This is a genomic window from Desulfatiglans parachlorophenolica (assembly GCF_055394735.1).
The window spans coordinates 5,151,766-5,172,240 of the sequence record NZ_AP042460.1; the positions used below are offsets into that span (position 1 = coordinate 5,151,766).

A 20,475-nucleotide genomic window follows, 5' to 3' on the forward strand; every position below is an offset into this window, starting at 1 on the left:
GTAGTGCGCGGCGCGTAAACGATTTTAAAAAAATCTTTTGTTCAGAAAAATTGCGGATGGAATGATTATGGACAATAAAGATCTGTTGGAAGGGAAAAAGATCCTTCTTGTAGATGATGAGACTGATGTTCTTGAAACTTTAACGGATATTCTTAGTATGTGTAATGTTAAAACGGCTACCGATTTTGAAACTGCCAAAGCTCTTCTTGAAAATGAGAATTTCGATATCGCTGTGCTGGATATAATGGGTGTTGACGGATACAAGCTGCTCGAGACTGCAAAAAAACAAAAGATCATTGCAGTTATGCTAACCGCACACGCACTGAGTTTGGAGAATACTTTAGAATCGTTTAAGAAGGGTGCTGATCTATACGTTCCTAAAGAAGAGCTATCGAAAATCGCAGTGTATTTAGAGGATGTGTTGGAGGGTCGGGCGAAAGGTCGTCATTCGTGGTGGCGATGGATGGAAAGGTTCGGACCATACTATGATAAACGTTTTGGTGCCGATTGGAAGGAAAAAAGCGATAAGTTTCTTGAAATGTTAAAGTATCGCGTGTAACGGAAGGAGAATGAAACTCTAATTCGTTTCCATCCGGAAATGGTCTTTTTTGCCAATCTCAGCGTCAATCTGCACGTTTGCTTGTGCGGCGGCATAAAGGTCGCCTCTGCGCAAACGCTTGATTTCCTTGATTTTGGCAAAAAATCCTCATTTCCGGATTGGAAACTGGGTTGTACCGGGAAATCATTTCCGGATGGAAAGTAATAGGGTTTGTCTAATATTGGATCGTTTTGCTTTGGACAACAAACATTCGAATATTATGTCAGAGTGATTCGTGAATAAAAATTCTATTGTATATGAAATAGACCGTGGGGTTGGGCTCATTACACTCAATCGACCTGATTTTATGAATGCTATAGATGATCGAATGATTGACGAGTTGACAGAGTCTGTGCGTTTTTCTGAATCCTCCAGCGACGTCAAGGTCCTTGTGCTAACAGGGAATGGTCGTGCATTTTGTGCAGGTGCCGATTTACAGCGTTTTCGTGACGATTATGAAAAGTTCATTCGGGAAGGAAAAGCATCGGATTTTTATAAAAAATCGTTTCCGGAGCTTTTTTACCGTTTTCCGAAGCCGTTGCTGGCCGCGGTGAATGGGGCTGCCGTTGGCGTTGGAATGACTTTGACGCTCGCATGCGATATCCGTATCGCGGCTCATAGCGCCTACTTCTGCGCCCCTTTCGTCCACATTGGGCTTACGCCGGAATTCGGCAGTACATTTTGTTTGCCTCGACTGGTCGGGTATCCTAAGACGATGGAATGGCTCCTCACGGGGAGAAAAATATCCTCTGCTGAAGCGTTTGCAAATCGTCTTATCAATCAGGTGGTTGAGGATGATGCTCTTTTGCCTACAGTTGTCCAGCTCGCGGAGAAGATAGCGAAATTATCTGAAGAGACATGCGCTGCCATCAAGATGCTGATGCGTGAGGGGCAGGAAAGCGCTTTAGGCGATTGTATTGAAAAGGAAGAGCTTGTTTTTCGTGAATTTCAGAAGAACTCCACTCACTATGATCTGGTGCGAAGAATGATGCTGAAATTATGATTGTTTTTGGTAATTTCGGACTTATACTTTTTAAAGCTTAAAATAAAAATTTTTGTCTCACATGATAAATTCTATCACCGTGTGTGGATGCAAGTATTGAATTAGTTTCCATCCGGAAATGGTCTTTTTTGCCAATCTCGGCGTCAATCTGCACGTTTGCTTGTGCGGCGACCCACAGGGCGCCTCCGCGTAAACGCGTGATTTCCTTGATATTGGCAAAGCGGGAGCCGCCGCGAAGCGGTGGGACTGAGCACGCGAAGCGTGTGAAGAAAAAGTCCTCATTTCCGGATTGGAAAATGGGTTGTACCGGGAAATTACTTCCGAATGGAAACGAAGGTGAATGCGTTTCCACATAATGTAATGCGAATCGCGATGTCGCAGGTTAAGGTTGCTGCAGTTTGAGTGTAGTTTAAATATTTGAAATATGATCTTCTGGTTGAGATAGATTTAGTAGCTATTTGTATCAATATGGATGGAATAAATGAAACGCAGTGGTTTGACTGAAAAGCGTATATTGCAGGCAGCTTTAGTATTATTTGTACAAAATGGGTATCATGGGACATCTATCAATGATATTACTAAAAAGGTTGGGCTTACTAAGGGTGCTCTGTATGCACATTTTCAAAATAAGGGTGAACTGCTTATAAAGATAATTCATGAATTTAAAATTGAATATATCGATAAAATGATTAAAACTGTCAATTCACATATTGGAAATGCTATTGAGAAATTGAATTGCGCGATCACTTTTAGTTCCAGATTTGCACTTGAAAACCCTGATCTTTGTCTTTTCCTGACTTTTCTTACTACTGAATTGAATGCCGATGTTGATTTTGAGCCTGCATTGAAGGCTGTGTATAGAGAATATCAGAAGTTCATCAGTGAATTGATCAGGGACGGTATTCGACAAGGGTTGATCAATGCCGGGTTGGACCCTGAACTTGCTGCGTTGACCTTCATGGCGATTCATGACGGCGTGCTGCATCAGTGGGCCTTGAACCGGGATAACATCGACGGTGAAAAGTATGTTAAAACCTTCCGTTTTATCTTCATCAAGGGGTTGATGGCACAGGAAGAGAGAAATGCGGTGGCTGCATCGTAACGCTTATCCTGGTGTGGGTCGCTTTGATCGAATATGCGCCAGTGGGTATGTGGCAGAGGATTTGATGCTCAAAATGGGGCATCCCTTGATTGACGATGAGGGCTTCATGGCTTCTGGAATGGACATTTCCAGTGTCCATCCAAAGAATATGATCCATCATGGCCCAGTTTCCACTTCAGAAATATGGATTTTTTGCGAATAACTAGTGTCCATCCGGAAATGATTTTCTTATAGAACCCAGTTTCCGATCTGGAAATGAGGATTTTTGGCCAATATCAAGGAAATCAAGCGTTTGCGCGGAGGCGACCTGTGGGTCGCCGCACAAGCAAACGTGCAGATTGACGCCGAGATTGGCCAAAAAGACCATTTCCGGATGGAAACTAACTATGAAATCATACGTTTGTGCCGAGGCAACCTGGTGGTCGGCGCACAAGCAAACGTGCAGATTGGCTTCGAGATTGGCAAAAAGGCTATTTCCGGATCGAGACTTTCTAAGTTTGCATTACTGCAATGTCATGCGATGTTGTCCTGCAAAAATGCAGGCAGGTTAATAGGCCAGGCCGTTTGAAGACCGGCGCTCCGCATCTCTTAACATACTGTTTATTCTGCGAATTACAACTTCCGATTGTTGCTTCGTGTTTTTGGGCACGAACAATGCATCTAGCCTATCCAATACAGACTCTTGTCGAGAGGAATATCCGCGTAACGGGCGACCATCGATTCCGCGGGTGAATGGGTTGGCGGGTCGAGGGGCTACGTCACGATTCATGGCCGGTCCGTTGATTTGAGCCGGAGCCTGCCGGGAGCAGTCTTGCCCGGTTATTTGAACGAAAGAATTGTAGAAATGAAAGGAGATAAACAAGGTATGAAAGTAGCTGTCAGCGTCAGCGGCAATGATCTGGATGGGCCCATCGATCCCAGGTTCGGGCGGTGTGCACGGTTTATCGTTGTCGACCCGGAGACCATGGAATACGAGGTGTTCGACAACGGAAACGTTGCGCTGGGGGGAGGCGCGGGCATCAACGCCGCGCAGTTCGTGGCTTCCAAAGGTGCCAACGTCGTGATCACCGGGAACTGCGGGCCGAATGCCATGCGGACACTTTCCGCAGCGGGCGTTCGCGTGATTATTGGACAGGGAGGGACGGTTCGCGAGACCCTTGAGCGGTTTCGGCGCGGAGAGTTGGAAAGCACTACGAACGCGAACGTCAAAGATCATTATGGTCTTGGAGGGAACGCGGCATCTGCGCAAGGTTCCATGAGCGGAAGGCAGGGCGGAGGGGGTGGCCGCGGCGGCGGCATGGGGTGTCGAACCGCAGGCGGCGGCTCAGGGTGGTCAGGGGACGCAACGATGGGTCAAAGCACATCCCCCGGCGGCGGGTCGAATGCGGAGGAACTGCGGGGACTGGACGAGAGCGTCAAGGCCCTGCGGAGGCAGTTGGAGGCCCTCGAAGCTCGGATGAAGGAGATGGGAAAGAGTTGATGCGGCCGACCGGTTGTCTGGGGTGATGATTCCGATGAAGGTTGCTATTCCGGTTTGGGAGGGGAAGGTTTCTCCGGTTTTCGATACGGCCTCGCGTGTGCTGGTGGTCGAAGTGAAAAATCAGCACGAAACAGGGCGATTCGAGGCCCTTCTCGAAACAAATACGACCAACAGCCGTTGTGTCCTGCTGCGCGGACTGGGTGTTGAAACGCTGATCTGCGGGGCGGTCACCAAAGCGATCGCGCGCTCGCTCGCAGGGAGCGGAATCTCCGTTATAGCGTGGATTTCCGGCCCTGTGGAGGAGGTATTGAAGGCGTATCTGGACGGAAACCTTTTTCAGCCCCGGTTTCTCATGCCGGGTTGCCGACACGAGCATCATCCGGGGTGTCCGAGCGGGATAAAAGGTGGATGCCGGAAGCGATCCCGAGCGGATTACTCTAAAGACGGTTAAGGGGCAGTTTGCCGGGCCTCAGGAGGTTTGCCGCCGATCCGGTTTAGGCCGGGAAGGACCCGAGCGTAATCCTGCTGAAGGGCGCAGACCCGCTGAAGCGAGTCGATCTGTCGGGCATACAGGGCTTGGGTCGCGAAAACCTTGTCTGCACACATTTTTCATACTAGAATTCATCTATTTGGATTCCGAGGCCTGACGGCCCCGCTGCTGTCGGTAGGTTTACCGCGTGTGGGGCTCTGCATTCGGTTGACCGCAAGACCGGCGCAAATGGGTGCATCGGCTCGGTGAAAGATCTTTTCTGGGTGGATATAAATAACGCAAGAGGGAGGTTTTGAAATATGAGCGCTCAACAGAAACAAGGTGCCGGTTCGATCCAACAGCAGGCCCACGAGATTCAGGACCTGGAGATCAAGGAGCGGCTGGGACACATCAAGAACAAAATCCTTGTCATGAGTGGGAAGGGGGGCGTCGGCAAGAGCAGCGTCGCCGCTTATCTTGCGGTTGCCCTTGCGAGACGCGGGTTCAAGGTAGGGCTCATGGATGTGGATTTGCATGGTCCCAGCATCCCGAGGATGCTTGGATTGCAGGGGACGATCGGCGAGGGCAGCCGCTCGGGGAAAGCGAAACCGGTCCAGTACCTGCCGAACATGGAGGTGATCTCCATCGAGAGTCTTCTCGGGGACGACAAGGATGTCGCGACCATCTGGCGTGGACCGCTGAAGATCGGCGTCATTCGGCAATTTATTTCCGATCTGGAGTGGATGGATCTCGATTACATGGTGATCGACTCCCCTCCGGGGACCGGTGATGAACCGCTTACGGTTGCTCAGACGATCCCGGATGCAAAGGCGTTGATTGTGACGACGCCTCAGGAAGTCAGCCTGGCGGATGTGCGTAAATCGATTCATTTTTGCCGGCAGGTCAAGATGGACATCCTCGGGCTGGTGGAGAACATGAGCGGGTTGAAGTGCCCGCACTGTGGTGAGATGATCCCGCTGTTTATGGAACACGGCGGCATGCTGACCGCAAAGCGCGAGGGCCTGCGTTTTCTGGCGAGCTTGCCGATCGAACTCCAGGTGGTGCAGAACGGCGATTCGGGGAATATGGCGATCCTCGATCAGCCGGACCTGCCCTATGCCCAGGCCTTCAACAAGATGGTCGATCAGATCGTGGAGATCATGCCCGCAGCCGGGCGGCCTTCCCCGGCGCAGCAAACCGGCAAAGGCGGCGATCGCGCAGCACCTGCTGCAGAGAGCCGGAAAATGGTGGTTGTTCCGGTCATAGATGGGAAATTATCTGCGCATTTCGGTCATTCGGAGCAATTTGCCTTTGTTCAGACCGAAGGCGGCAAGATTGTAGGTACGGACCTGCGCAATCCGCCGCCCCATCAACCGGGCGTCATTCCGCAGTGGCTTCATGAACAGGGGGTCAGTGTCGTGATAGCGGGCGGACTGGGTGAGATGGCTCAGCAGGCATTGAGGGAAAAGAATATCGAGGTGATCGTAGGCGCCCCGATGGGGACCGCAGAATCTCTTGTCAATCAGTATCTGGCGGATGCTCTGGTGACGGGCACTAACGTCTGTGATCATTGAGCAGTGAGTCCGGTATGGAAAGGAGGTACGACATGACGCCGCAAGGACAGGGTTCAGGCCAGGGCGGAGGCCGGGGTCAAGAGCTATCGGGTAAGGGCCGGGGTGCCGGAGGCGGGCGCGGTCTTGGGCCGGGTGGTGAGTGTGCGTGCCCCCAGTGTGGGGAGCGGTTGCCGCATGAGCGGGGGACGCCGTGTTTCGAGATGAAATGTCCGAAGTGTGGCGCCCCCATGACACGTGTATAGCGATGCCCTTCGCGCCGGGAGACGGCTTGTGCTTCCAGCGTGATTGAGACATAATGCCTCCCAGGGTCGACCCTGCGGGTGATTTCCGGTGCGCGGCGTTTCAATGGATTTTTCTCCTGGAATCAGGGGGATCCAGCAGCCGTAAATATCTCCGGGAGTCTGGTGTCCGGCGGGAGGATCCTAATGAGTTTCCATCCGGAAAGGGTCTTTTTGGCCAATCTCGGCGTCGATCTGCAAGTTTGCATGTGCGGCCGCCAGGTCGCCTCCACGCAAACATTTGATTTCATTGACATTGGCCAAAACGGGACCCGTGCCGAAGTGGGACTAAGCAAGCGAAGCTTGTGAAGAAAAATCCTCATTCCCGGATTGGAAACGGGGTCGTGCTGAGAAAAGCATTCCCGGCTGGATGCTAATTATCGATAGAGGAGGATGGTTTGATCCATGAAAGGTGACTTGGAGGATTTCGTTCAGGAACTTCAGGAAAAGATCTACGAGGAGACCAAAGCGGCCTATGGTGAAGCTGCTTTCCAACGGTGGCTCAACCCAAAATATCATGGTCGGATGGATGACGCCGATGGATACGCGCGAGTGCGAGGATCCTGCGGCGACACGATGGAGATCTTCCTGAAATTTGAAGGAGACAGGGTGGGTGCGGCCCTTTTCGATACGGATGGCTGTGGATCGAGTGCCATTTGCGGATCGTTTGCGGCTGAGATGTCGCTGGGCAAGAGCCCGGACGAACTTCTCGATCTGACCGGTGAAGCGATTCTCGAAAGATTGGGGGGGCTGCCCGAAGAGGAGCAGCACTGCGCCGTGCTCGCCGGCGAAACCCTCCAGGAAGCCTTGAGCGACTATATGCTGAAGCAGACGAGGAAGACAGACGTACCCTCGGAACGAGGTTGAAAGACATGATTATTAGCGTAGCCAGCGGAAAAGGGGGAACAGGCAAGACCACTATCGCGACCAATCTGGCCCTTTCCCTGGACGAACCCCTTGTATTTCTGGATTGTGATGTAGAAGAACCAAACGCACACCTTTTTCTGCAGACGGATCTGGGCAGTCCCGAGGTTGCGACGACCCCGGTTCCTCAGGTCGACGAGAGCAAATGCACGTTGTGCGGCAAGTGCGGCGAGATCTGCCAGTTCAAGGCGATCATCGTGATCGGCGAGACGGTTTTGCCTTTCGAGGAACTCTGCCACAGCTGCGGGGGTTGCATGGAGGTATGCCCGGAGAAGGCGATCAGCGAAAAGGCGCGGGAACTCGGTGTCATTGAAGAGGGCAGGCGGAACGGCATCCGTTTCGTGCACGGCCGGCTGCGGATCGGAGAAGCCATGGCGCCTCCGCTGATCAAAAAGGTCAGAGCCAAGGCCCCTGTGGACGGTTTGACCATCATCGACGCGCCCCCCGGCACGTCGTGCCCGGTGATCGCCGCTATGAAAGGGGCTGATTTCATCCTCCTGGTGACGGAGCCGACACCCTTCGGCCTTCATGATCTGGAACTGGCGGTAGGCGCCGTGCGGGTTCTGGGCATCCCGTGCGGCCTCATTATCAACCGGTCGGACCTTGGCGATCGGAAGGTCTATGATTATGCCAAGAAAGAAGACATCCCCATCCTGATGGAAATCCCGTTCGAGCGGCGGATCGCCGAGGCCTACTCCCGTGGGATTCCAGTAGTCGAGGCATTCCCCGATTGGAAGGAGAGGTTTGTGCAACTCTATCGGGATATCGAGGATGCGGCTGCAAGGAAGGGGGTGTCGGCATGAAGGAACTGGTGGTTATCAGTGGCAAAGGAGGAACAGGCAAGACGAGCCTCGTGGCGGCCTTTGCCGCCTTGGCAGGGGGAAAGGTCATGGCGGATGCGGATGTGGATGCCGCCGATCTCCATTTGATTCTGGCTCCGCGTGTCGAAGAAAGCCATGGGTTTGAAAGCGGCCGGACGGCGGTGATTGTGCCGGAGCGATGCACGCAGTGCGGGTTGTGCCGTGAGTTGTGCCGGTTTGAAGCCATCAGCGAAGCGTTCGAGGTCGACCCGATCGACTGCGAAGGGTGTGGGGTTTGCGTCTATTTCTGCCCGGAGAAGGCGGTGGATTTTCCACTGAACCGGTGCGGGGACTGGTTCGTATCGGAGACCCGCTATGGACCCATGGTGCATGCACGGTTGGGGATTGCCGAGGAAAATTCCGGCAAGCTGGTCAGCCTCGTGAGGCAGGAGGCCAAACGGATCGCCGAAGAAAAAAATCTCGGGCTGATCCTGACGGACGGCCCTCCGGGGATCGGCTGCCCCGTCATCGCTGCGATCGGGGGGGCTGCAGGGCTTTTGATCGTCACGGAGCCTACGGTGTCAGGGCGGCATGACATGATGCGGGTAGCGCAGCTTGCCGCCCACTTCAGGGTCCCGGCCATGGTTTGTGTGAACAAATACGATCTCAATCCGGAAGAGGCGGAAGGTATCGAGACCTTCGCGCGCGAAAACGGGATTACGGTCCTAGGCCGCATCCCCTTCGACCCGGTGTTTACCCGGTCCATGGTCGTAGGCCAGACCATTGTGGAATATGACGAGCGATCGGAGGCGGTCGAAAGCGTAAGATCCATCTGGAAGCAGTGTTCCGAGGTTCTGGGTTTGTAAACCGGCCTCGGATGTTTACCGGCCTTCCCGGTCGGCGAGTCATCGTTCTTCTCTCTGCATCTCCCTCCTGAAGGCTGAGAGGACCCTCGGGGCCCCCTCAGCCGCATACCCTTTACCGAGCTTTTCGCCATGGGGAGGATCAAGAGCCCTGGCGAATCCGGCCATCTCAAAATGCTTTTACGGGAAGATGCCGGGGTTCATCAGACCTGTGTTTTCATCCAGCCCGAACATGATGTTCATGTTTTGTACGGCACTGCCTGCCTGGCCCTTGACAAGGTTGTCGATGTGGCTGACAACGATCAGTTTGCCGGTTCTCTCATCGATGTTGACGCTCAGGTTGCAGAAGTTGCTGCCGCGCACGTTGATACTGCTTTGGGGCTTTTCGGGGCCGAAGACCCTTACGAAGATGTCTTTTCCGTAAAAGGAACGGTAGGCGTCGAGGACCTGCGGAAGACTTCGGCCGGGCTTCAGACTGCCGTAGATGGTGGAGAGGATCCCTCTGCACAGGGGAACGACATGGGGTGTGAAGGTGATGGTGACCGCTGTGCCGGCCAGGAGCCCCAGTTCCCTTTCGATTTCGTAGACATGTTGATGCCCGGAAACCTTGTAGGCGTTCATGGCCTCGTAGCGCGCGGGGTAGTGGAAGGTGGGCGAGGGCTTTTTCCCGGCGCCGGAGACGCCTGTCTTGGCGTCGCAGATGATGCCATCCAGATCGATCAGGCCTTCCTTGACGGCCGGGGCCAGGCCCAGGATGCAACTGACCGCGAAACAGCCGGGGTTCCCCACCAGATCGGATCGCGAGATGCCGTCGCGATGCAGTTCCGCCAGGCCGTAAACGCTCTTGGGCAGGATATCCGGCGATGCGTGGGGCTCGGTCCTTCCGATCCGGGCGGCATACCCGGCGTAGGTGTCGGCGTCATTGAAGCGGAAATCGCCGCTGTAATCAATGACCTTGGTGCCTTTCCGAAGCCAGTTCGGCCCCCCTTTTTGCCCGACGCCGTCCGGGGTGGCGAAGAAGACTACGTCGAAATGCTCGGGCAGGTCCGGATCCTGAGGGTTGCGCAGCGGGAGGTCGCAGAAGCCGGTCAGGTGGGGATAGAGGTCGCTGATAGCCTTGCCGATATCCTGCTGGTCGATCAGGGCCGCTATTTCAGCTGCAGGATGGCGGTTGAGAAGTTCTACGGCGCCACAGCCGCCGTATCCGCCGGCGCCGATGATGCCTACCTGGATCTTTTTCATATTGAGAGACCTCGTAAATGGTTCAACGGTTCAGGCCGGCGGGGCACCGCCGGGGTGTTCGTCCAATCACCCCGGATCGGGGCAAGGTCGGCCGCGGAAAACCCTCAGACATTGAAACGGAAGGTAATGATGTCACCGTCCTTCACGCGGTAATCCTTTCCTTCGAGACGCACCAGACCCGCCTTTTTGCATTCGAGAAAAGAGCCTTTTTCCTTGAGATCGTCGAAATGAAACACCTCGGCCCGAATAAAGCCCCGCTTGATGTCGGAATGGATCGCGCCCGCCGCTTCGAGGGCGGGTGTGCCGTCCGGGATGGGCCAGGCCTTGACTTCGTCCGGGCCCACCGTGAAAAACGAGATGCGGTTCAGGAGTTCGAAGGAACGCCGGATCACGCGGTCGAGTGCGGATTCCGCAATATGATAGGCCTCGCGGAATTCCTCGGCCTCTTCGGGGTGCATGTGGGCGATGTCTTCTTCGAGACGGCCGCGCACCACCATCCGGTCGGCGCCGGTGGGGTCCGTGGACCACTCCGGCAGGGTCTCGTCTTCGTCCTGGTTGTTGAGGATGATCAGCATCGGTTTGGCCGAAAGGAGCGTGAAGCCCCGCAGTTCCTGCGCCTCGGCGAGTTCCGGGTCCGAGCGGAGCGCTATGCCTTTCTCCAGAATGGCCCGGCAGGCGCCCAGCCGTTCAGGTTCTTTCCCTTCCGGCGGTTTGCCGCGCCTGCGATCGAGTTCCAGCCGTTCGAGCCGCTTTTCCACCACGACGAGATCGTTTAGGATCATCTCTTCCTCGACCTGCCGAAAGTCCTTTTCGCTCTCGGGCGGGGCTCCGTCCAAGGCCGGGAAATTCCGGACGACGTGGAGCAGGGCGTCGCAGTTGCGGACCTGGGACCACAGTGCTCTTTCAGCCTTGGACGCCTTTACGGAGGGGATCTCCGAGGGCAGTAGGTATTCGATCCGCGCTTGGGAGATTTTCTTGGGCTGATAGATGTCGCTCAGATAGTCGATCCGCTGATCCAGAACGGTGATCGTTGCGATCCGCGGGTCCGAGGCGCCGGCACTCTGCCCGGGGCTGTCGCCCCTGGCGCCGGTCAGTGCCGCAAAAACCGTCGCTTTGCCAGCTTCGGGAAGTCCGATGATGCCGAGTTTCATAAGTCTTAAACTATCCTCAGGGCCTTGTCCGGGCGTTCCGGGTCCATTGCGTGCCGGACGCAAGTTTCTTGCCTGCCGGCGGGGGTCATCTGCACCGGAACCTTATAACAAGGCGTTCTGTGAAAATCAATGCGCCAGTCGATCCGTCAGCTTCCGCTGCGCCATTTTCTGAGCAGGATATAGATGGCGCCCGTACCGCCGTCATAGGGTCTGGCGGTCGAAAAAGCCAGTACGATGCGTTTCACACTGCCGCGATTGAGCCACACGGGCAGACGCTCCTTCAGCACCGGGATGTTGTTCTCGGAATTCAATCCGCGCCCATGGACGACCAGGACACAGCGGAGCCCCAGTTGGTGGCTGCGCATCAGGAAATCCCGCAGCTGCGTTTCCGCTTCCTGCTTCGTCAGGCCGTGCAGGTCGATGTAATCCTGAACGGGAAATTCGCCGCGCTTGAGGCGCAGCATGAGTTTGCGGCTGAATCCCGGGACGCACCCTTCGATGTATTCGTCGCTGAAGGTGATGTCGAGTTCCGCCGCGCCGCTCACCAGGTCGGAGAGGTGCGCCATCACCTCCAGTTCGTCGTCCCGCGTGGCATGCGGCGGACGAAGCTGCGGGTCCGGCTGCGGTGTGACAATGGCCTTTGCGCGCACCAGGGGTTTGACGTCCGTCATGGCACGGAGAAAAATATCCGTCTCGTCCGGGATTTCCCGGGGCGCCTGCGGTGGGGCCGCAGCAACCGGGGTCGGAGGCTCTTTTGGCTGGCGCTGTTTGGGACGGATGTCCAGGACCGGGTTGAATGGCCCGTCCAGGGATTTTTCCGCGCCCGGAGTGGGCGCCGTCCGTTTTTTCTTTCTCTTGCGCGGCATAGGTTCGAATACGCATCGTCTGGTGAATATGGCATCCCTTTTGCTTATACAAAAGGGGCTTGAAATCATGCCTTAAATAAAACTATAACACTTCCATCCCGACCTGTCAGGACCTAAAGCGGCATGCACCCGATAGGGCGTGCTGGTCTGCTGTGATTTCCTGACAGGCGAACGGGCCTTCTTTCGAACGGTGGTTCAATGAGGGGTCGGTCCCCTGTCCGGGCCAGGGCGGGCAAGAGGACCTGGTGGGTGGGGTTTGAAAGGAGCCGTCAGGCAGGGCCCCAGATGGAATATCCGGTTGCGGTTGCGAAAAACGAGGGTTTGTGGTGCGGCTGTGGGCCGCTCCGGCGGTCGGCGCCGCCGGCCGATCAAAGAGGTCAGCGAACAAACCCCTTGCGGGAGGAAAACGGGAGGAACCGACAGAGTGGCATTCCCGGGAAAGGTTCGATATGGCACGTGTTGACGACTACAAGAAGGCGGCGGAGATCGCCAGGAACGCCCTGAAAGAGATGAACCCGAAGCGGGTGGCGGACAGGACCGGAGGGCGCATTGAATGGGCGGAGGGCCATGACCCGTGTCTGTTCATCCATTTCCTCAACCGCTCGGTGAAGGTCTGCTGGCCCGAGGTTCTGCCGGTTTATGAAGAGACCGGCGAAGAACTCCCCATCCAGCAGCAGGTCCTTCTGCTGCATTTTCTGGAAGGGACCGGCCCGGGGGCGCCGAGCGGGGAATGGGTCGCTTATCAGGAGATCCCCGACGGCAAGTTTTATCTGGATCCCTTTTTGCGGAGGGCCAAGAACCCCATGGTGCAGACCTTTGGTGAGCAGCCGGAGCGCCTGGTGACACTGGCGGAAAAGGCCTACAACGGAAAACAGGCGCAAGAAGGGGATGCGTCCGTTATCGTCGAAGCCCTGCCGGGGCTGCCGGTGCTGCTGATTTTGTGGCAGGGAGACGACGAGTTTCCGCCTGAGGGAAACATCCTCTTCGATCGGAGCATCATCGGCGCTCTTTCGGCCGAGGATATTGCCTGGCTTTGCGGGATGATCATCTACCCCCTGGTGGGAATGGCAAAGCAGGCCTGATTCCCGGACCGGCGCTGTCGCGCTGCCCGGGACGAATCCTTGAAACCGTTTTCGGCGGCCGAAGCCGTCTGGAAAGGTCGATCTATGTCAGGAGAAAAACCGCTGGTGGGCGTGGTCATGGGGAGCGCATCCGACCGCGATGTGATGCTGCCGTGCGTCCAGACCCTGCAGGACCTGGAAATACCTTGCGAGGTGAAGATCCTCTCGGCCCATAGGACGCCCCAACGGGCTCAGGAATATGCGATGGGAGCTGCCGGGAGAGGCCTTCGGGTCCTGATCGCCGGAGCCGGCTGGGCCGCGCATCTGGCCGGAGCCCTCGCTGCCAACAGCCTCCTGCCGGTCATCGGTGTGCCCATCGACTCTTCCCCGCTCAAAGGGCTGGATGCGCTTCTGGCGACGGTCCAGATGCCGCCCGGCGTGCCGGTCGCTACGATGGCGATCGGCGGAGGGGGGGCGAAGAATGCGGCCCTTTTCGCGGTCCAGATCCTGGCCTTGCAGGACAGTGAGACTTCCCGGCGCTTCATGGAGTACCGCCGGGAGATGACCGCCGCGGCGGAGCGGAACGAAGATCGTTGGGGTCTTTAGATGTTCGGACGACTGAGGTCGTTGCGGTGCAGCCGCCTTATGAGCGTCACCCCGCCTTGGCGCGCGCGCTGGAGGTCCTCAGGAGAGGGGGCCTGGTGGCCTTTCCGACCGAGTCCTTCTACGGGTTGGCCGCGGATATTGGTCATGAGGCCGCTCTGCGAAGTCTCTATGCCGCCAAGGGGCGCAACTCCGCAGAACCGCTGCTGATCCTGGTCGATGGGGCCGCGGCGGCGGAGGGTTTGGCCCTGCGTGTCTCTCCGCTTGCACGGCGCTTGATGCGTGTTTTCTGGCCTGGAGGGTTGACATTGGTCTTCGACGCCGATCCTTCCGTTTCCAGGCTGCTGACCGCGGGCACCGGTAAGATCGGAATCCGCTGGTCCAGTCACCCGTTGGCCGCGGCATTGCCGGCCGGCCTGGGCGGGCCGGTGACCGGCACGAGCGCCAACCGGTCCGGCTCTCCTCCCTGCGTCGATGCCCGGGAGGTGGCGGCCCAACTGGAAGGGCATGTGGATCTGATCCTCGATGGAGGCAGGACAGCGGGGTTGGCGCCGTCGACCGTGCTCGATGTGAGCGGCGATGCACCGAAGATCCTGCGGGAAGGCATGATCTCCGAGGAGGCGTTGATGAAGGTCATCGGCGCTTAACGCCCCGCGGGGCCGGGGTGACGCTATGCTGCAACAGCCGTTTCCTTTCGCGGAGCCACAGGTACACGATGACCAGAAAGGGCTCGAAGCGGATGACGAGATTGTCTATGAAGGTCCAGGAAAATTCCCAGAAGGCAGTTTTCACCGCAGAGGGTTCGATGACCCTCAGATTGGTCAGGTAGCCATAGATATGCGCTGCGTTGAAAAAGTAGACGAAGAGCAGGTGGACGAGGATGATCAACCCGATGGCCTCGCAGAAATGCATCGGACGCCATCGGAAAATCGGTGTGAGGGCAATCATGATTGCCAACGTGAGCGGCAGGTTGAACGAAAAATTGGAGATGTTCAGCTTGAGCTGGATGACGGTGTCGGCTACGCCTTCGGGGGTCAGGACAGGTTTGGCGTGAACGATGTCGAGGACCTCTTTTCCCTTCTTGAAGGTTTCGAGCCGGGTCTGGAAGGTCGCTGCCGCGAGATAGGTGCCGGTTTCGCCCAGGATGCCGCCGTAGGTGGGCTTGAGGAGGGTTATCCACGCGACGAGGCAGAGAGGATAGGCGACGAGAAAGATCAGAAACGCCGTGAGGATCCTTTTCTTTCTGTCGGGCGGAGATCCGGCCGCGAGCTTCTTCTTGGCTGTGTTTTTTCGCATGGGTCCTTTCCTGCTCTGGCCGTTCGTCGCCCGTTCCTGCTGGCGGGAGGATGACCCCCCCCGGCCGTTCCGGCGGTTGAGAGATTTCGCCGCGCGGTATCTCTTGCATGTCAGACGATACAGATCTCATCCGGAAAATGATTGAGCTTTTGAAGGCCGTCCGGGGTGGCCAGAAACGTATTTTCGATTCCGACCACCCCTTCCCCCGGGAAGATGTATTTCGGTTCCATCGCGATGACCATCCCCTCCTTGAGAGTCATGGGGATCCCGCGCCCGATCACCGGCCACTCGTCCAGTTCGAGCCCGACCCCGTGGGCCACAAAAGGGACCGCTTCGGGGTAGCCCATGAATCCTTTCGAAAGGCCGGCCTCGTCCGCCATCTGAAGTGCCAGATCATACAGATCCGAGGCGGGGGTCCCCGGCAGCGCCCGCCGTGCGACGGCGTTCTGAATATCGCACATGACACGGTGGGCGCGCTGGAATTTTTCCGACAACGACCCGATGGCAAAGATTCTTGCCTGATCTGCGACATACCCATTCACATTGGCGGTGTAGTCGACAATGACTGGTTCGTGGGGCCGGATGGGGCCGTGGCCGGCCCCCTGGGAATAAAATGGACCCGGACCTTCGCCCCCGGTCGGCCCGGGAGCGTTGCTCGGGGCAGTCGAACTCTTGCCGGCGAGCACATGTCCATAGAAGCACTCTGAGTTGAAGGCCCGCGTCCGCAGGATGCCAGGGTGCCCCATGCGGCGGTAGCAGGCCTCCAGTTCGAGGGCCAATGCGGATTCGGTCGGTGCGTTTCGAATGATAAGGGGCACTTGGGCCAGCAGGTTGTCCGCCATGGCTGCCGCTCGGGTGATGCAATCGATTTCATAAGGGGATTTGATCATCCGCACGCGGCGTACGAGGCTGGTGGCGTCTTCAAAAGTACACTGCGGGAAGTGTTTGATGTAGGTCAGATAGAGCCTGGCCGGCAGGACATCCAGTTCCAGACCGATTCGCCGCGGCGGCGAATGCTGGTGGCCGTCGATCAGGTCGGGAAGTTGGGAGAAGGAGCCGAGGGGCACGATCGCGTCGAGGCGCGCATCCTGCCTGGCGCGTTCGATGCTCTTGCGCACCATGAGGAGCGCCTTCCCGGAGGTCGGGATCCAAAGGTGCGCGTCCTGGTCGCACCCGGAAAAGTAAAAGACATCGACTTTTTCAACCAGCAATGCGCCGTCGAGTCCACTGGTGTCGAGCATGGTCTGGAGGCGGGCGATCCGGCCCGCGATTTCACTACGCATGGAGAACGTTTGCATGGATTTCTCCCTGATCGGCAAGAGGCTTGACTTCTAAGCCAAAATTTCATTATATCAAAACACTCGATAATACAGACCTGCCCCAGGTGCGTCCCGGTTGGTGAAAATCCGCGCCGCCACGGAGAATGCAGGCGTTTGCGACGTTAAGGGCCCTAAGGAAGGCTGTTCACCAGGCACGGACCGATGTTCGATCCAAAGCTGGATCCGACGAGCCCACGGCTTCAGGGGATCCCCCCGGTTTGAGCGGAAAAGGGGCGGCCGCCGCCGGCAGGCGGGGTCGAAAGCCCCTTTGGCGCCTGCAGTTTCCTGCGGGATTTTTTCACAGATTGCATGTACAAAGGAATAGGGCCGCTCACGCCCCGAAGCGGAGGCGGCTCTTCTGACTCACGCTCTGGAACCTCGGGGCGTCTGCCGGTTTCCCTGCCCCGCAGAAAACCCGACCGTATCATACGTTTTGAAGGCGTATGGGGGCAAGGGCCATTTCCAAGTTTTTTGCGCCTTGCCATCGAAAAGGTTGGTATGCCTCTCCTGGATGAAAGACATCGTCATGGATAAAGCGCCCAAAACGGTTAAGGCAAACCTGGAATATCTCAGAAAACTTTTCATCATGCCCGATTCGCCGGACAAGTTCATCGAGTTCGGCCGTGAACTGCTGGAAATGCTTCACGAATTTTTTCAGGAAAAGGGCGGTATCCACAGCAGCATCAGTCTGCCTGATTTGACCCGGATTTTCAATCAGACAACGGTCCCTGACAAACCCCAATTGATCAAAGACGTGTTGGCGGAGATCAAGCAGAAGATTATCAAACACTCTGTCAAGGTCGGCAATCCTTACTATATCGGGCACATGATCAGCGCGGTGCCTTACTTCATGATCCTGCTCGAAATGATCATCGCCGCCCTCAATCAGAATCAGGTCAAGATAGAGACGGCAAAGGCATCGAGCTTTGTCGAGCGGGAAATCATCGCCTGGATGCATCAACTGGTCTTCGGTCGCCGGGAGCGTTTTTACGAGAAGCACATCCAGGACCCCCGGGTGGCCTTGGGCAATGTCACCGCCGACGGGACCATTGCCAACCTGACGGCCTTGCTGGTGGCGCGGGAAAAGGCCTTCCCCCCCGATGGGGATTTTCCCGGTGCGAGGGGCGCCGGAATAGGCCGGGCTCTGAGCCATTATGGCTTCGATCGAGCCGTGGTGCTGGTGTCGACCCGCGGCCATTATTCGATCAAAAAGGCGGCGAGTATCATCGGCATCGGCGAGGAAAACGTCGTCACCATACCGGTGGATGAGTGCAACCGCATCGATCTGCGCAAGCTGCGCCGCCGAATCAGGCAGTTCCAGCAGGATAAGGAAAAGGTAAAGGTGATGGCGGTGATCGGTATCGCAGGGACGACCGAGACGGGCAACGTGGACAATCTGGCCGAACTGGGGCAGATCGCGAGGGAGGTGGGTGCGCATTTTCATGTGGATGCCTGCTGGGGTGGTTCCGCCCTCCTCGTGGACGAGTACCGGACGCTCTTCAAGGGGATCGAGCAGGCCGATTCGGTGTCCATCGATGCGCACAAACTGCTCTATTGCCCGATGACAATGGGGATGGTCCTCTTCCGGAGTGAGAGGGACCTCCATGTGATCCGACATTCCTCTCAGTACGTCATTCGCAGAAATTCGGTGGATACAGGACGGTTCACGATCGAGGGTTCACGGCCCTTCGCCTGCCTGAAACCCTGGGCCGCCTTGAAGATCATGGGGCGGGACGGCTACGGGCTGTTGTTCAAGCAGGCGCAGCTTTCCACCAAACGGCTGAAGGAGATCCTGGACCACTGCGGAAACTTCGAGACCATCAGCAAGCCCCAGTTGTTTATCCTCGCTTACCGGTTCATTCCGGAGGCCGCCCAGGAAAGGCTTCGCACCCTGCAGGGGGTCCTGCGGGATTGTTCTCCAAACTGCAGGGACGAGGTCAAGGAACTGGAGCAGAAGATCCGCAAGCTCAACCATCTGATCAACGGGCTGAATATCAAGCTGCACAAGGCCCTCCGAAGGGACGACAGCACCTTCGTTTCCCGCACGACCCTCGAATCCACGCGCTACAGGCCTCAGAATATCGTCGTACTGCGGGCGGTCCTGGTGAACCCGCTGACGAACCGCCAGATCCTCGAAGAGATCGTCAGCACGCAAAACCGGATCGGGATGCAGATCTGGAAAGAATTCCTGCCGGCTTTTGGCAGGATCGCTGAGGAAACCGCCGAGCAGAGGGAGGCCCGGGCCTAAGCGGAGCGCTTTTTCCCCTGGTTGGCGACGGCCTCTTGAGCCTTTTTGACCTTTTCCGGGTCCCCCAGGTAGGTGCTTCTGAGGGGTTTCATCTGCCGGTCGAGTTCATAGACGAGCGGGATGCCCGTGGGGATGTTCAGCCCGACGATGTCTTGCTCCGGGATGCCGTCCAGATATTTTACAAGGGCCCGCAGGCTGTTGCCGTGGGCGGCGATGATGACCCGCTTGCCCTCCTGGATCGTGGGTGCGATCACGTTCGACCAATACGGCAGAAAGCGATCGACGGTATTTTTGAGGCACTCGCTCAACGGGAGTTCAGCGGGGTCGATGTCCCTGTAGCGGGGGTCGCTGCCGGGGTACATAGGATCCTCGCGGCTGAGCGGCGGGGGCGGGATATCGTAGGAGCGGCGCCAGATGAGTACCTGGGCCTCTCCGTGCCGTTCGGCGGTCTCGGCCTTGTTCAACCCCTGCAGGGTTCCGTAGTGGCGCTCGTTCAGACGCCAGTTCTGCCGAATGGGGATCCACATGAGATCCATTTCGTCAAGGGTGATCCACAGGGTTCGAATGGCGCGTTTGAGAAGGGAAGTATAGGCGAAGTCAAAGGTGAAACCCTCCCCGCGCAAAATTCTGCCGGCCTCGCGGGCCTCCGCCAGGCCCTTTTCGGACAGGTCCACGTCGACCCAGCCGGTGAAGCGGTTTTCCTTGTTCCAGAGGCTTTCTCCGTGACGGAGCAGAACGAGTGTGTACATGAGGATTCTCCTTGAAACGTCGTGGGTCGGCCTTGCGCCGGTTTCTGAGGCATAAAAACCATAAATTCCGGACATTGGCAAGAGAATAGTACCTCCTGAACGGATTCATCGGAGGGCGGAGGGGGCATGTCGTCCGCCTGGAAACGCTTCTCCGGTGGATAGGATATCGAATCATCGGTTTTCATGGGGTTTCTTACAGAGAGGCGGGTGTTTCGAGTGACGGGCTGATCTGCGGGTCGGCGCGGGGCGTCTGCTTCCATCCGAATTTTCATGAAGGAGGGCCGTATGTTCGAGTTGGGGGAGATTGTCGATCTGGCGATCCAGATCGAGCGGAACGGGGAGCGCACCTATGCGGAGGCGGCCCGAGGGGCGAAACGTCCGGACATCGTTTGCGTATTGGAAAAGTTGGCCGCCGATGAGCGGGAGCATGTGGACTGGTTCGAGGCGCTCAAGAAGGAATGCGCCGACGAAACACGGGATGAATCCCTGCGGGATTTTGGACGCCGGCTCCTCGGAGATATCCTGGGCGAGCAGCGGTTTTCTTTGGCTGAGGTGGATTTCGGGCGGGTCGACACCGTCAGGGAGGTTCTGGGAGCCGCCCTCGAATTCGAAAGGGACACCATCCTCTTTTATCAGATGATCCAGGCGGCTATAGCCCACCCGGCTGTTTCAAAAGGTCTGCAAAAGATTATTAATGAAGAAAACCAGCATGTTGAAATGCTCGAAGCCTTCGTTTCGGATCCGCTCAAACCGCTTGACAGGCCCTGAGCCCTTTTCTATATTAGCTCCACCCAAAATTTGGATCCTCTATTATCCTGATCCGCGTCGGTCAACGGCATTCAGCGCTTT

24 protein-coding genes are annotated in these 20,475 nt (G+C 56.8%); 17 read left to right on the forward strand and 7 right to left on the reverse strand.

Annotation, left to right across the window (positions count from 1 at the left end; all coding sequences use genetic code 11):
* Positions 1-67: 67 nt before the first annotated feature.
* The 4 genes from ACZ500_RS23910 to ACZ500_RS23925 all read left to right on the forward strand — a co-directional run bounded on the left by ACZ500_RS23910 (position 68) and on the right by ACZ500_RS23925 (position 2,703).
* Positions 68-559, forward strand: coding sequence for a response regulator (locus ACZ500_RS23910; protein WP_464229935.1), 492 nt, complete (start codon positions 68-70; stop codon positions 557-559).
* Positions 560-598: 39 nt separating this feature from the next.
* Positions 599-763: a hypothetical protein gene (locus ACZ500_RS23915; RefSeq protein WP_464229936.1), complete on the forward strand. Its 165-nt coding sequence runs from the start codon at positions 599-601 to the stop codon at positions 761-763.
* Positions 764-905: 142 nt separating this feature from the next.
* Positions 906-1,601, forward strand: coding sequence for an enoyl-CoA hydratase/isomerase family protein (locus tag ACZ500_RS23920; RefSeq protein WP_464229937.1), 696 nt, complete (start codon positions 906-908; stop codon positions 1,599-1,601).
* A 481-nt stretch (positions 1,602-2,082) separates the two neighbouring features.
* Entirely contained in the window at positions 2,083-2,703 is a 621-nt protein-coding gene (locus tag ACZ500_RS23925; protein ID WP_464229938.1) for a TetR/AcrR family transcriptional regulator, read from the forward strand.
* Between the two features lie 202 nt (positions 2,704-2,905).
* Here the strand turns inward: ACZ500_RS23925 and ACZ500_RS23930 are convergent, their stop codons facing one another.
* A complete protein-coding gene (locus tag ACZ500_RS23930) occupies positions 2,906-3,070 on the reverse strand; it encodes a hypothetical protein (RefSeq protein WP_464229939.1) in 165 nt (54 codons plus the stop codon).
* A 6-nt stretch (positions 3,071-3,076) separates the two neighbouring features.
* Here ACZ500_RS23930 and ACZ500_RS23935 point away from each other — a divergent pair, with 6 nt between their 5' ends.
* The 8 genes from ACZ500_RS23935 to ACZ500_RS23970 all read left to right on the forward strand — a co-directional run bounded on the left by ACZ500_RS23935 (position 3,077) and on the right by ACZ500_RS23970 (position 9,094).
* The gene (locus ACZ500_RS23935; protein ID WP_464229940.1) at positions 3,077-3,271 is read left to right on the forward strand and encodes a hypothetical protein; all 195 of its coding nucleotides are present in this window, start codon (positions 3,077-3,079) and stop codon (positions 3,269-3,271) included.
* Between the two features lie 297 nt (positions 3,272-3,568).
* Complete coding sequence (locus tag ACZ500_RS23940) at positions 3,569-4,183, forward strand: NifB/NifX family molybdenum-iron cluster-binding protein (protein ID WP_464229941.1); 615 nt, start codon at positions 3,569-3,571, stop codon at positions 4,181-4,183.
* A gap of 34 nt (positions 4,184-4,217) precedes the next feature.
* Positions 4,218-4,634, forward strand: coding sequence for a NifB/NifX family molybdenum-iron cluster-binding protein (locus tag ACZ500_RS23945; RefSeq protein WP_464229942.1), 417 nt, complete (start codon positions 4,218-4,220; stop codon positions 4,632-4,634).
* Between the two features lie 338 nt (positions 4,635-4,972).
* On the forward strand, positions 4,973-6,226 hold the full coding sequence (locus tag ACZ500_RS23950; protein ID WP_464229943.1) for an iron-sulfur cluster carrier protein MrpORP: 1,254 nt from the start codon (positions 4,973-4,975) through the stop codon (positions 6,224-6,226).
* Positions 6,227-6,651: 425 nt separating this feature from the next.
* Entirely contained in the window at positions 6,652-6,813 is a 162-nt protein-coding gene (locus ACZ500_RS23955) for a hypothetical protein (RefSeq protein WP_464229944.1), read from the forward strand.
* Between the two features lie 96 nt (positions 6,814-6,909).
* Complete coding sequence (locus ACZ500_RS23960; protein WP_464229945.1) at positions 6,910-7,371, forward strand: iron-sulfur cluster assembly scaffold protein; 462 nt, start codon at positions 6,910-6,912, stop codon at positions 7,369-7,371.
* 5 nt (positions 7,372-7,376) lie between these two features.
* Positions 7,377-8,231 carry an ATP-binding protein gene (locus tag ACZ500_RS23965; protein WP_464229946.1) on the forward strand — a complete coding sequence of 285 codons (855 nt, stop codon included), beginning with the start codon at positions 7,377-7,379 and terminating at the stop codon, positions 8,229-8,231.
* Positions 8,228-9,094 carry an ATP-binding protein gene (locus ACZ500_RS23970; RefSeq protein WP_464229947.1) on the forward strand — a complete coding sequence of 289 codons (867 nt, stop codon included), beginning with the start codon at positions 8,228-8,230 and terminating at the stop codon, positions 9,092-9,094. Before ACZ500_RS23965 ends, ACZ500_RS23970 begins: the two co-directional genes overlap by 4 nt.
* Positions 9,095-9,271: 177 nt before the next feature.
* Here ACZ500_RS23970 and argC read toward each other — a convergent pair whose 3' ends face one another.
* From argC to ACZ500_RS23985, 3 genes are all read right to left on the reverse strand, one after another.
* Entirely contained in the window at positions 9,272-10,333 is a 1,062-nt protein-coding gene (gene argC / locus ACZ500_RS23975) for an N-acetyl-gamma-glutamyl-phosphate reductase (protein ID WP_464229948.1), read from the reverse strand.
* 104 nt (positions 10,334-10,437) lie between these two features.
* Positions 10,438-11,484, reverse strand: a complete 1,047-nt coding sequence (locus tag ACZ500_RS23980) for a DUF933 domain-containing protein (protein ID WP_464229949.1) — start codon at positions 11,482-11,484, stop codon at positions 10,438-10,440.
* Between the two features lie 146 nt (positions 11,485-11,630).
* Positions 11,631-12,350, reverse strand: coding sequence for a Smr/MutS family protein (locus ACZ500_RS23985; RefSeq protein WP_464229950.1), 720 nt, complete (start codon positions 12,348-12,350; stop codon positions 11,631-11,633).
* Positions 12,351-12,799: 449 nt separating this feature from the next.
* Here ACZ500_RS23985 and ACZ500_RS23990 point away from each other — a divergent pair, with 449 nt between their 5' ends.
* The 3 genes from ACZ500_RS23990 (at position 12,800) to ACZ500_RS24000 (ending at position 14,661) form a co-directional block, all read left to right on the forward strand.
* Positions 12,800-13,432, forward strand: a complete 633-nt coding sequence (locus tag ACZ500_RS23990) for a DUF3786 domain-containing protein (protein ID WP_464229951.1) — start codon at positions 12,800-12,802, stop codon at positions 13,430-13,432.
* Between the two features lie 84 nt (positions 13,433-13,516).
* Positions 13,517-14,017: a 5-(carboxyamino)imidazole ribonucleotide mutase gene (purE, locus tag ACZ500_RS23995; RefSeq protein WP_464229952.1), complete on the forward strand. Its 501-nt coding sequence runs from the start codon at positions 13,517-13,519 to the stop codon at positions 14,015-14,017.
* A gap of 26 nt (positions 14,018-14,043) precedes the next feature.
* On the forward strand, positions 14,044-14,661 hold the full coding sequence (locus tag ACZ500_RS24000) for an L-threonylcarbamoyladenylate synthase (RefSeq protein ID WP_464229953.1): 618 nt from the start codon (positions 14,044-14,046) through the stop codon (positions 14,659-14,661).
* Here ACZ500_RS24000 and ACZ500_RS24005 read toward each other — a convergent pair.
* Both ACZ500_RS24005 and ACZ500_RS24010 read right to left on the reverse strand, forming a co-directional pair.
* The gene (locus ACZ500_RS24005) at positions 14,648-15,310 is read right to left on the reverse strand and encodes an exosortase H-associated membrane protein (RefSeq protein WP_464229954.1); all 663 of its coding nucleotides are present in this window, start codon (positions 15,308-15,310) and stop codon (positions 14,648-14,650) included. The two genes, ACZ500_RS24000 and ACZ500_RS24005, sit on opposite strands and share 14 nt — an antisense overlap.
* 110 nt (positions 15,311-15,420) lie before the next feature.
* Entirely contained in the window at positions 15,421-16,608 is a 1,188-nt protein-coding gene (locus tag ACZ500_RS24010; protein ID WP_464229955.1) for a M24 family metallopeptidase, read from the reverse strand.
* Positions 16,609-17,140: 532 nt separating this feature from the next.
* Here ACZ500_RS24010 and ACZ500_RS24015 point away from each other — a divergent pair.
* Entirely contained in the window at positions 17,141-18,877 is a 1,737-nt protein-coding gene (locus tag ACZ500_RS24015; protein ID WP_464229956.1) for an aminotransferase class V-fold PLP-dependent enzyme, read from the forward strand.
* Here the strand turns inward: ACZ500_RS24015 and gpmA are convergent.
* Positions 18,874-19,626, reverse strand: a complete 753-nt coding sequence (gene gpmA / locus ACZ500_RS24020; protein ID WP_464229957.1) for a 2,3-diphosphoglycerate-dependent phosphoglycerate mutase — start codon at positions 19,624-19,626, stop codon at positions 18,874-18,876. The genes ACZ500_RS24015 and gpmA overlap by 4 nt on opposite strands.
* Positions 19,627-19,896: 270 nt before the next feature.
* On the opposite strand from gpmA, the gene ACZ500_RS24025 reads away from it, so the two are divergent.
* Positions 19,897-20,394, forward strand: a complete 498-nt coding sequence (locus tag ACZ500_RS24025; protein WP_464229958.1) for a ferritin-like domain-containing protein — start codon at positions 19,897-19,899, stop codon at positions 20,392-20,394.
* The last annotated feature ends 81 nt before the right edge of the window (positions 20,395-20,475 follow it).

Bases quoted from the DNA above. Each gene is read 5' to 3' on its own strand.
- purE (WP_464229952.1), top strand. From the start codon at position 13,517: ATGTCAGGAGAAAAACCGCTGGTGGGCGTGGTCATGGGGAGCGCATCC.
- ACZ500_RS23925 (WP_464229938.1), top strand. From the start codon at position 2,083: ATGAAACGCAGTGGTTTGACTGAAAAGCGTATATTGCAGGCAGCTTTA.
- ACZ500_RS23935 (WP_464229940.1), top strand. From the start codon at position 3,077: ATGGAAACTAACTATGAAATCATACGTTTGTGCCGAGGCAACCTGGTG.
- ACZ500_RS23950 (WP_464229943.1), top strand. From the start codon at position 4,973: ATGAGCGCTCAACAGAAACAAGGTGCCGGTTCGATCCAACAGCAGGCC.
- ACZ500_RS23945 (WP_464229942.1), top strand. From the start codon at position 4,218: ATGAAGGTTGCTATTCCGGTTTGGGAGGGGAAGGTTTCTCCGGTTTTC.
- ACZ500_RS23955 (WP_464229944.1), top strand. From the start codon at position 6,652: ATGAGTTTCCATCCGGAAAGGGTCTTTTTGGCCAATCTCGGCGTCGAT.
- ACZ500_RS23940 (WP_464229941.1), top strand. From the start codon at position 3,569: ATGAAAGTAGCTGTCAGCGTCAGCGGCAATGATCTGGATGGGCCCATC.
- ACZ500_RS23915 (WP_464229936.1), top strand. From the start codon at position 599: ATGGTCTTTTTTGCCAATCTCAGCGTCAATCTGCACGTTTGCTTGTGC.
- ACZ500_RS23960 (WP_464229945.1), top strand. From the start codon at position 6,910: ATGAAAGGTGACTTGGAGGATTTCGTTCAGGAACTTCAGGAAAAGATC.
- ACZ500_RS24010 (WP_464229955.1), bottom strand. From the start codon at position 16,608: ATGCAAACGTTCTCCATGCGTAGTGAAATCGCGGGCCGGATCGCCCGC.
- ACZ500_RS23965 (WP_464229946.1), top strand. From the start codon at position 7,377: ATGATTATTAGCGTAGCCAGCGGAAAAGGGGGAACAGGCAAGACCACT.
- ACZ500_RS24025 (WP_464229958.1), top strand. From the start codon at position 19,897: ATGAAGGAGGGCCGTATGTTCGAGTTGGGGGAGATTGTCGATCTGGCG.
- ACZ500_RS23930 (WP_464229939.1), bottom strand. From the start codon at position 3,070: ATGGTCTTTTTGGCCAATCTCGGCGTCAATCTGCACGTTTGCTTGTGC.
- argC (WP_464229948.1), bottom strand. From the start codon at position 10,333: ATGAAAAAGATCCAGGTAGGCATCATCGGCGCCGGCGGATACGGCGGC.
- ACZ500_RS24015 (WP_464229956.1), top strand. From the start codon at position 17,141: ATGAAAGACATCGTCATGGATAAAGCGCCCAAAACGGTTAAGGCAAAC.
- ACZ500_RS23990 (WP_464229951.1), top strand. From the start codon at position 12,800: ATGGCACGTGTTGACGACTACAAGAAGGCGGCGGAGATCGCCAGGAAC.
- ACZ500_RS23980 (WP_464229949.1), bottom strand. From the start codon at position 11,484: ATGAAACTCGGCATCATCGGACTTCCCGAAGCTGGCAAAGCGACGGTT.
- ACZ500_RS23910 (WP_464229935.1), top strand. From the start codon at position 68: ATGGACAATAAAGATCTGTTGGAAGGGAAAAAGATCCTTCTTGTAGAT.
- gpmA (WP_464229957.1), bottom strand. From the start codon at position 19,626: ATGTACACACTCGTTCTGCTCCGTCACGGAGAAAGCCTCTGGAACAAG.
- ACZ500_RS23970 (WP_464229947.1), top strand. From the start codon at position 8,228: ATGAAGGAACTGGTGGTTATCAGTGGCAAAGGAGGAACAGGCAAGACG.
- ACZ500_RS23985 (WP_464229950.1), bottom strand. From the start codon at position 12,350: ATGCCGCGCAAGAGAAAGAAAAAACGGACGGCGCCCACTCCGGGCGCG.
- ACZ500_RS23920 (WP_464229937.1), top strand. From the start codon at position 906: ATGAATGCTATAGATGATCGAATGATTGACGAGTTGACAGAGTCTGTG.
- ACZ500_RS24005 (WP_464229954.1), bottom strand. From the start codon at position 15,310: ATGCGAAAAAACACAGCCAAGAAGAAGCTCGCGGCCGGATCTCCGCCC.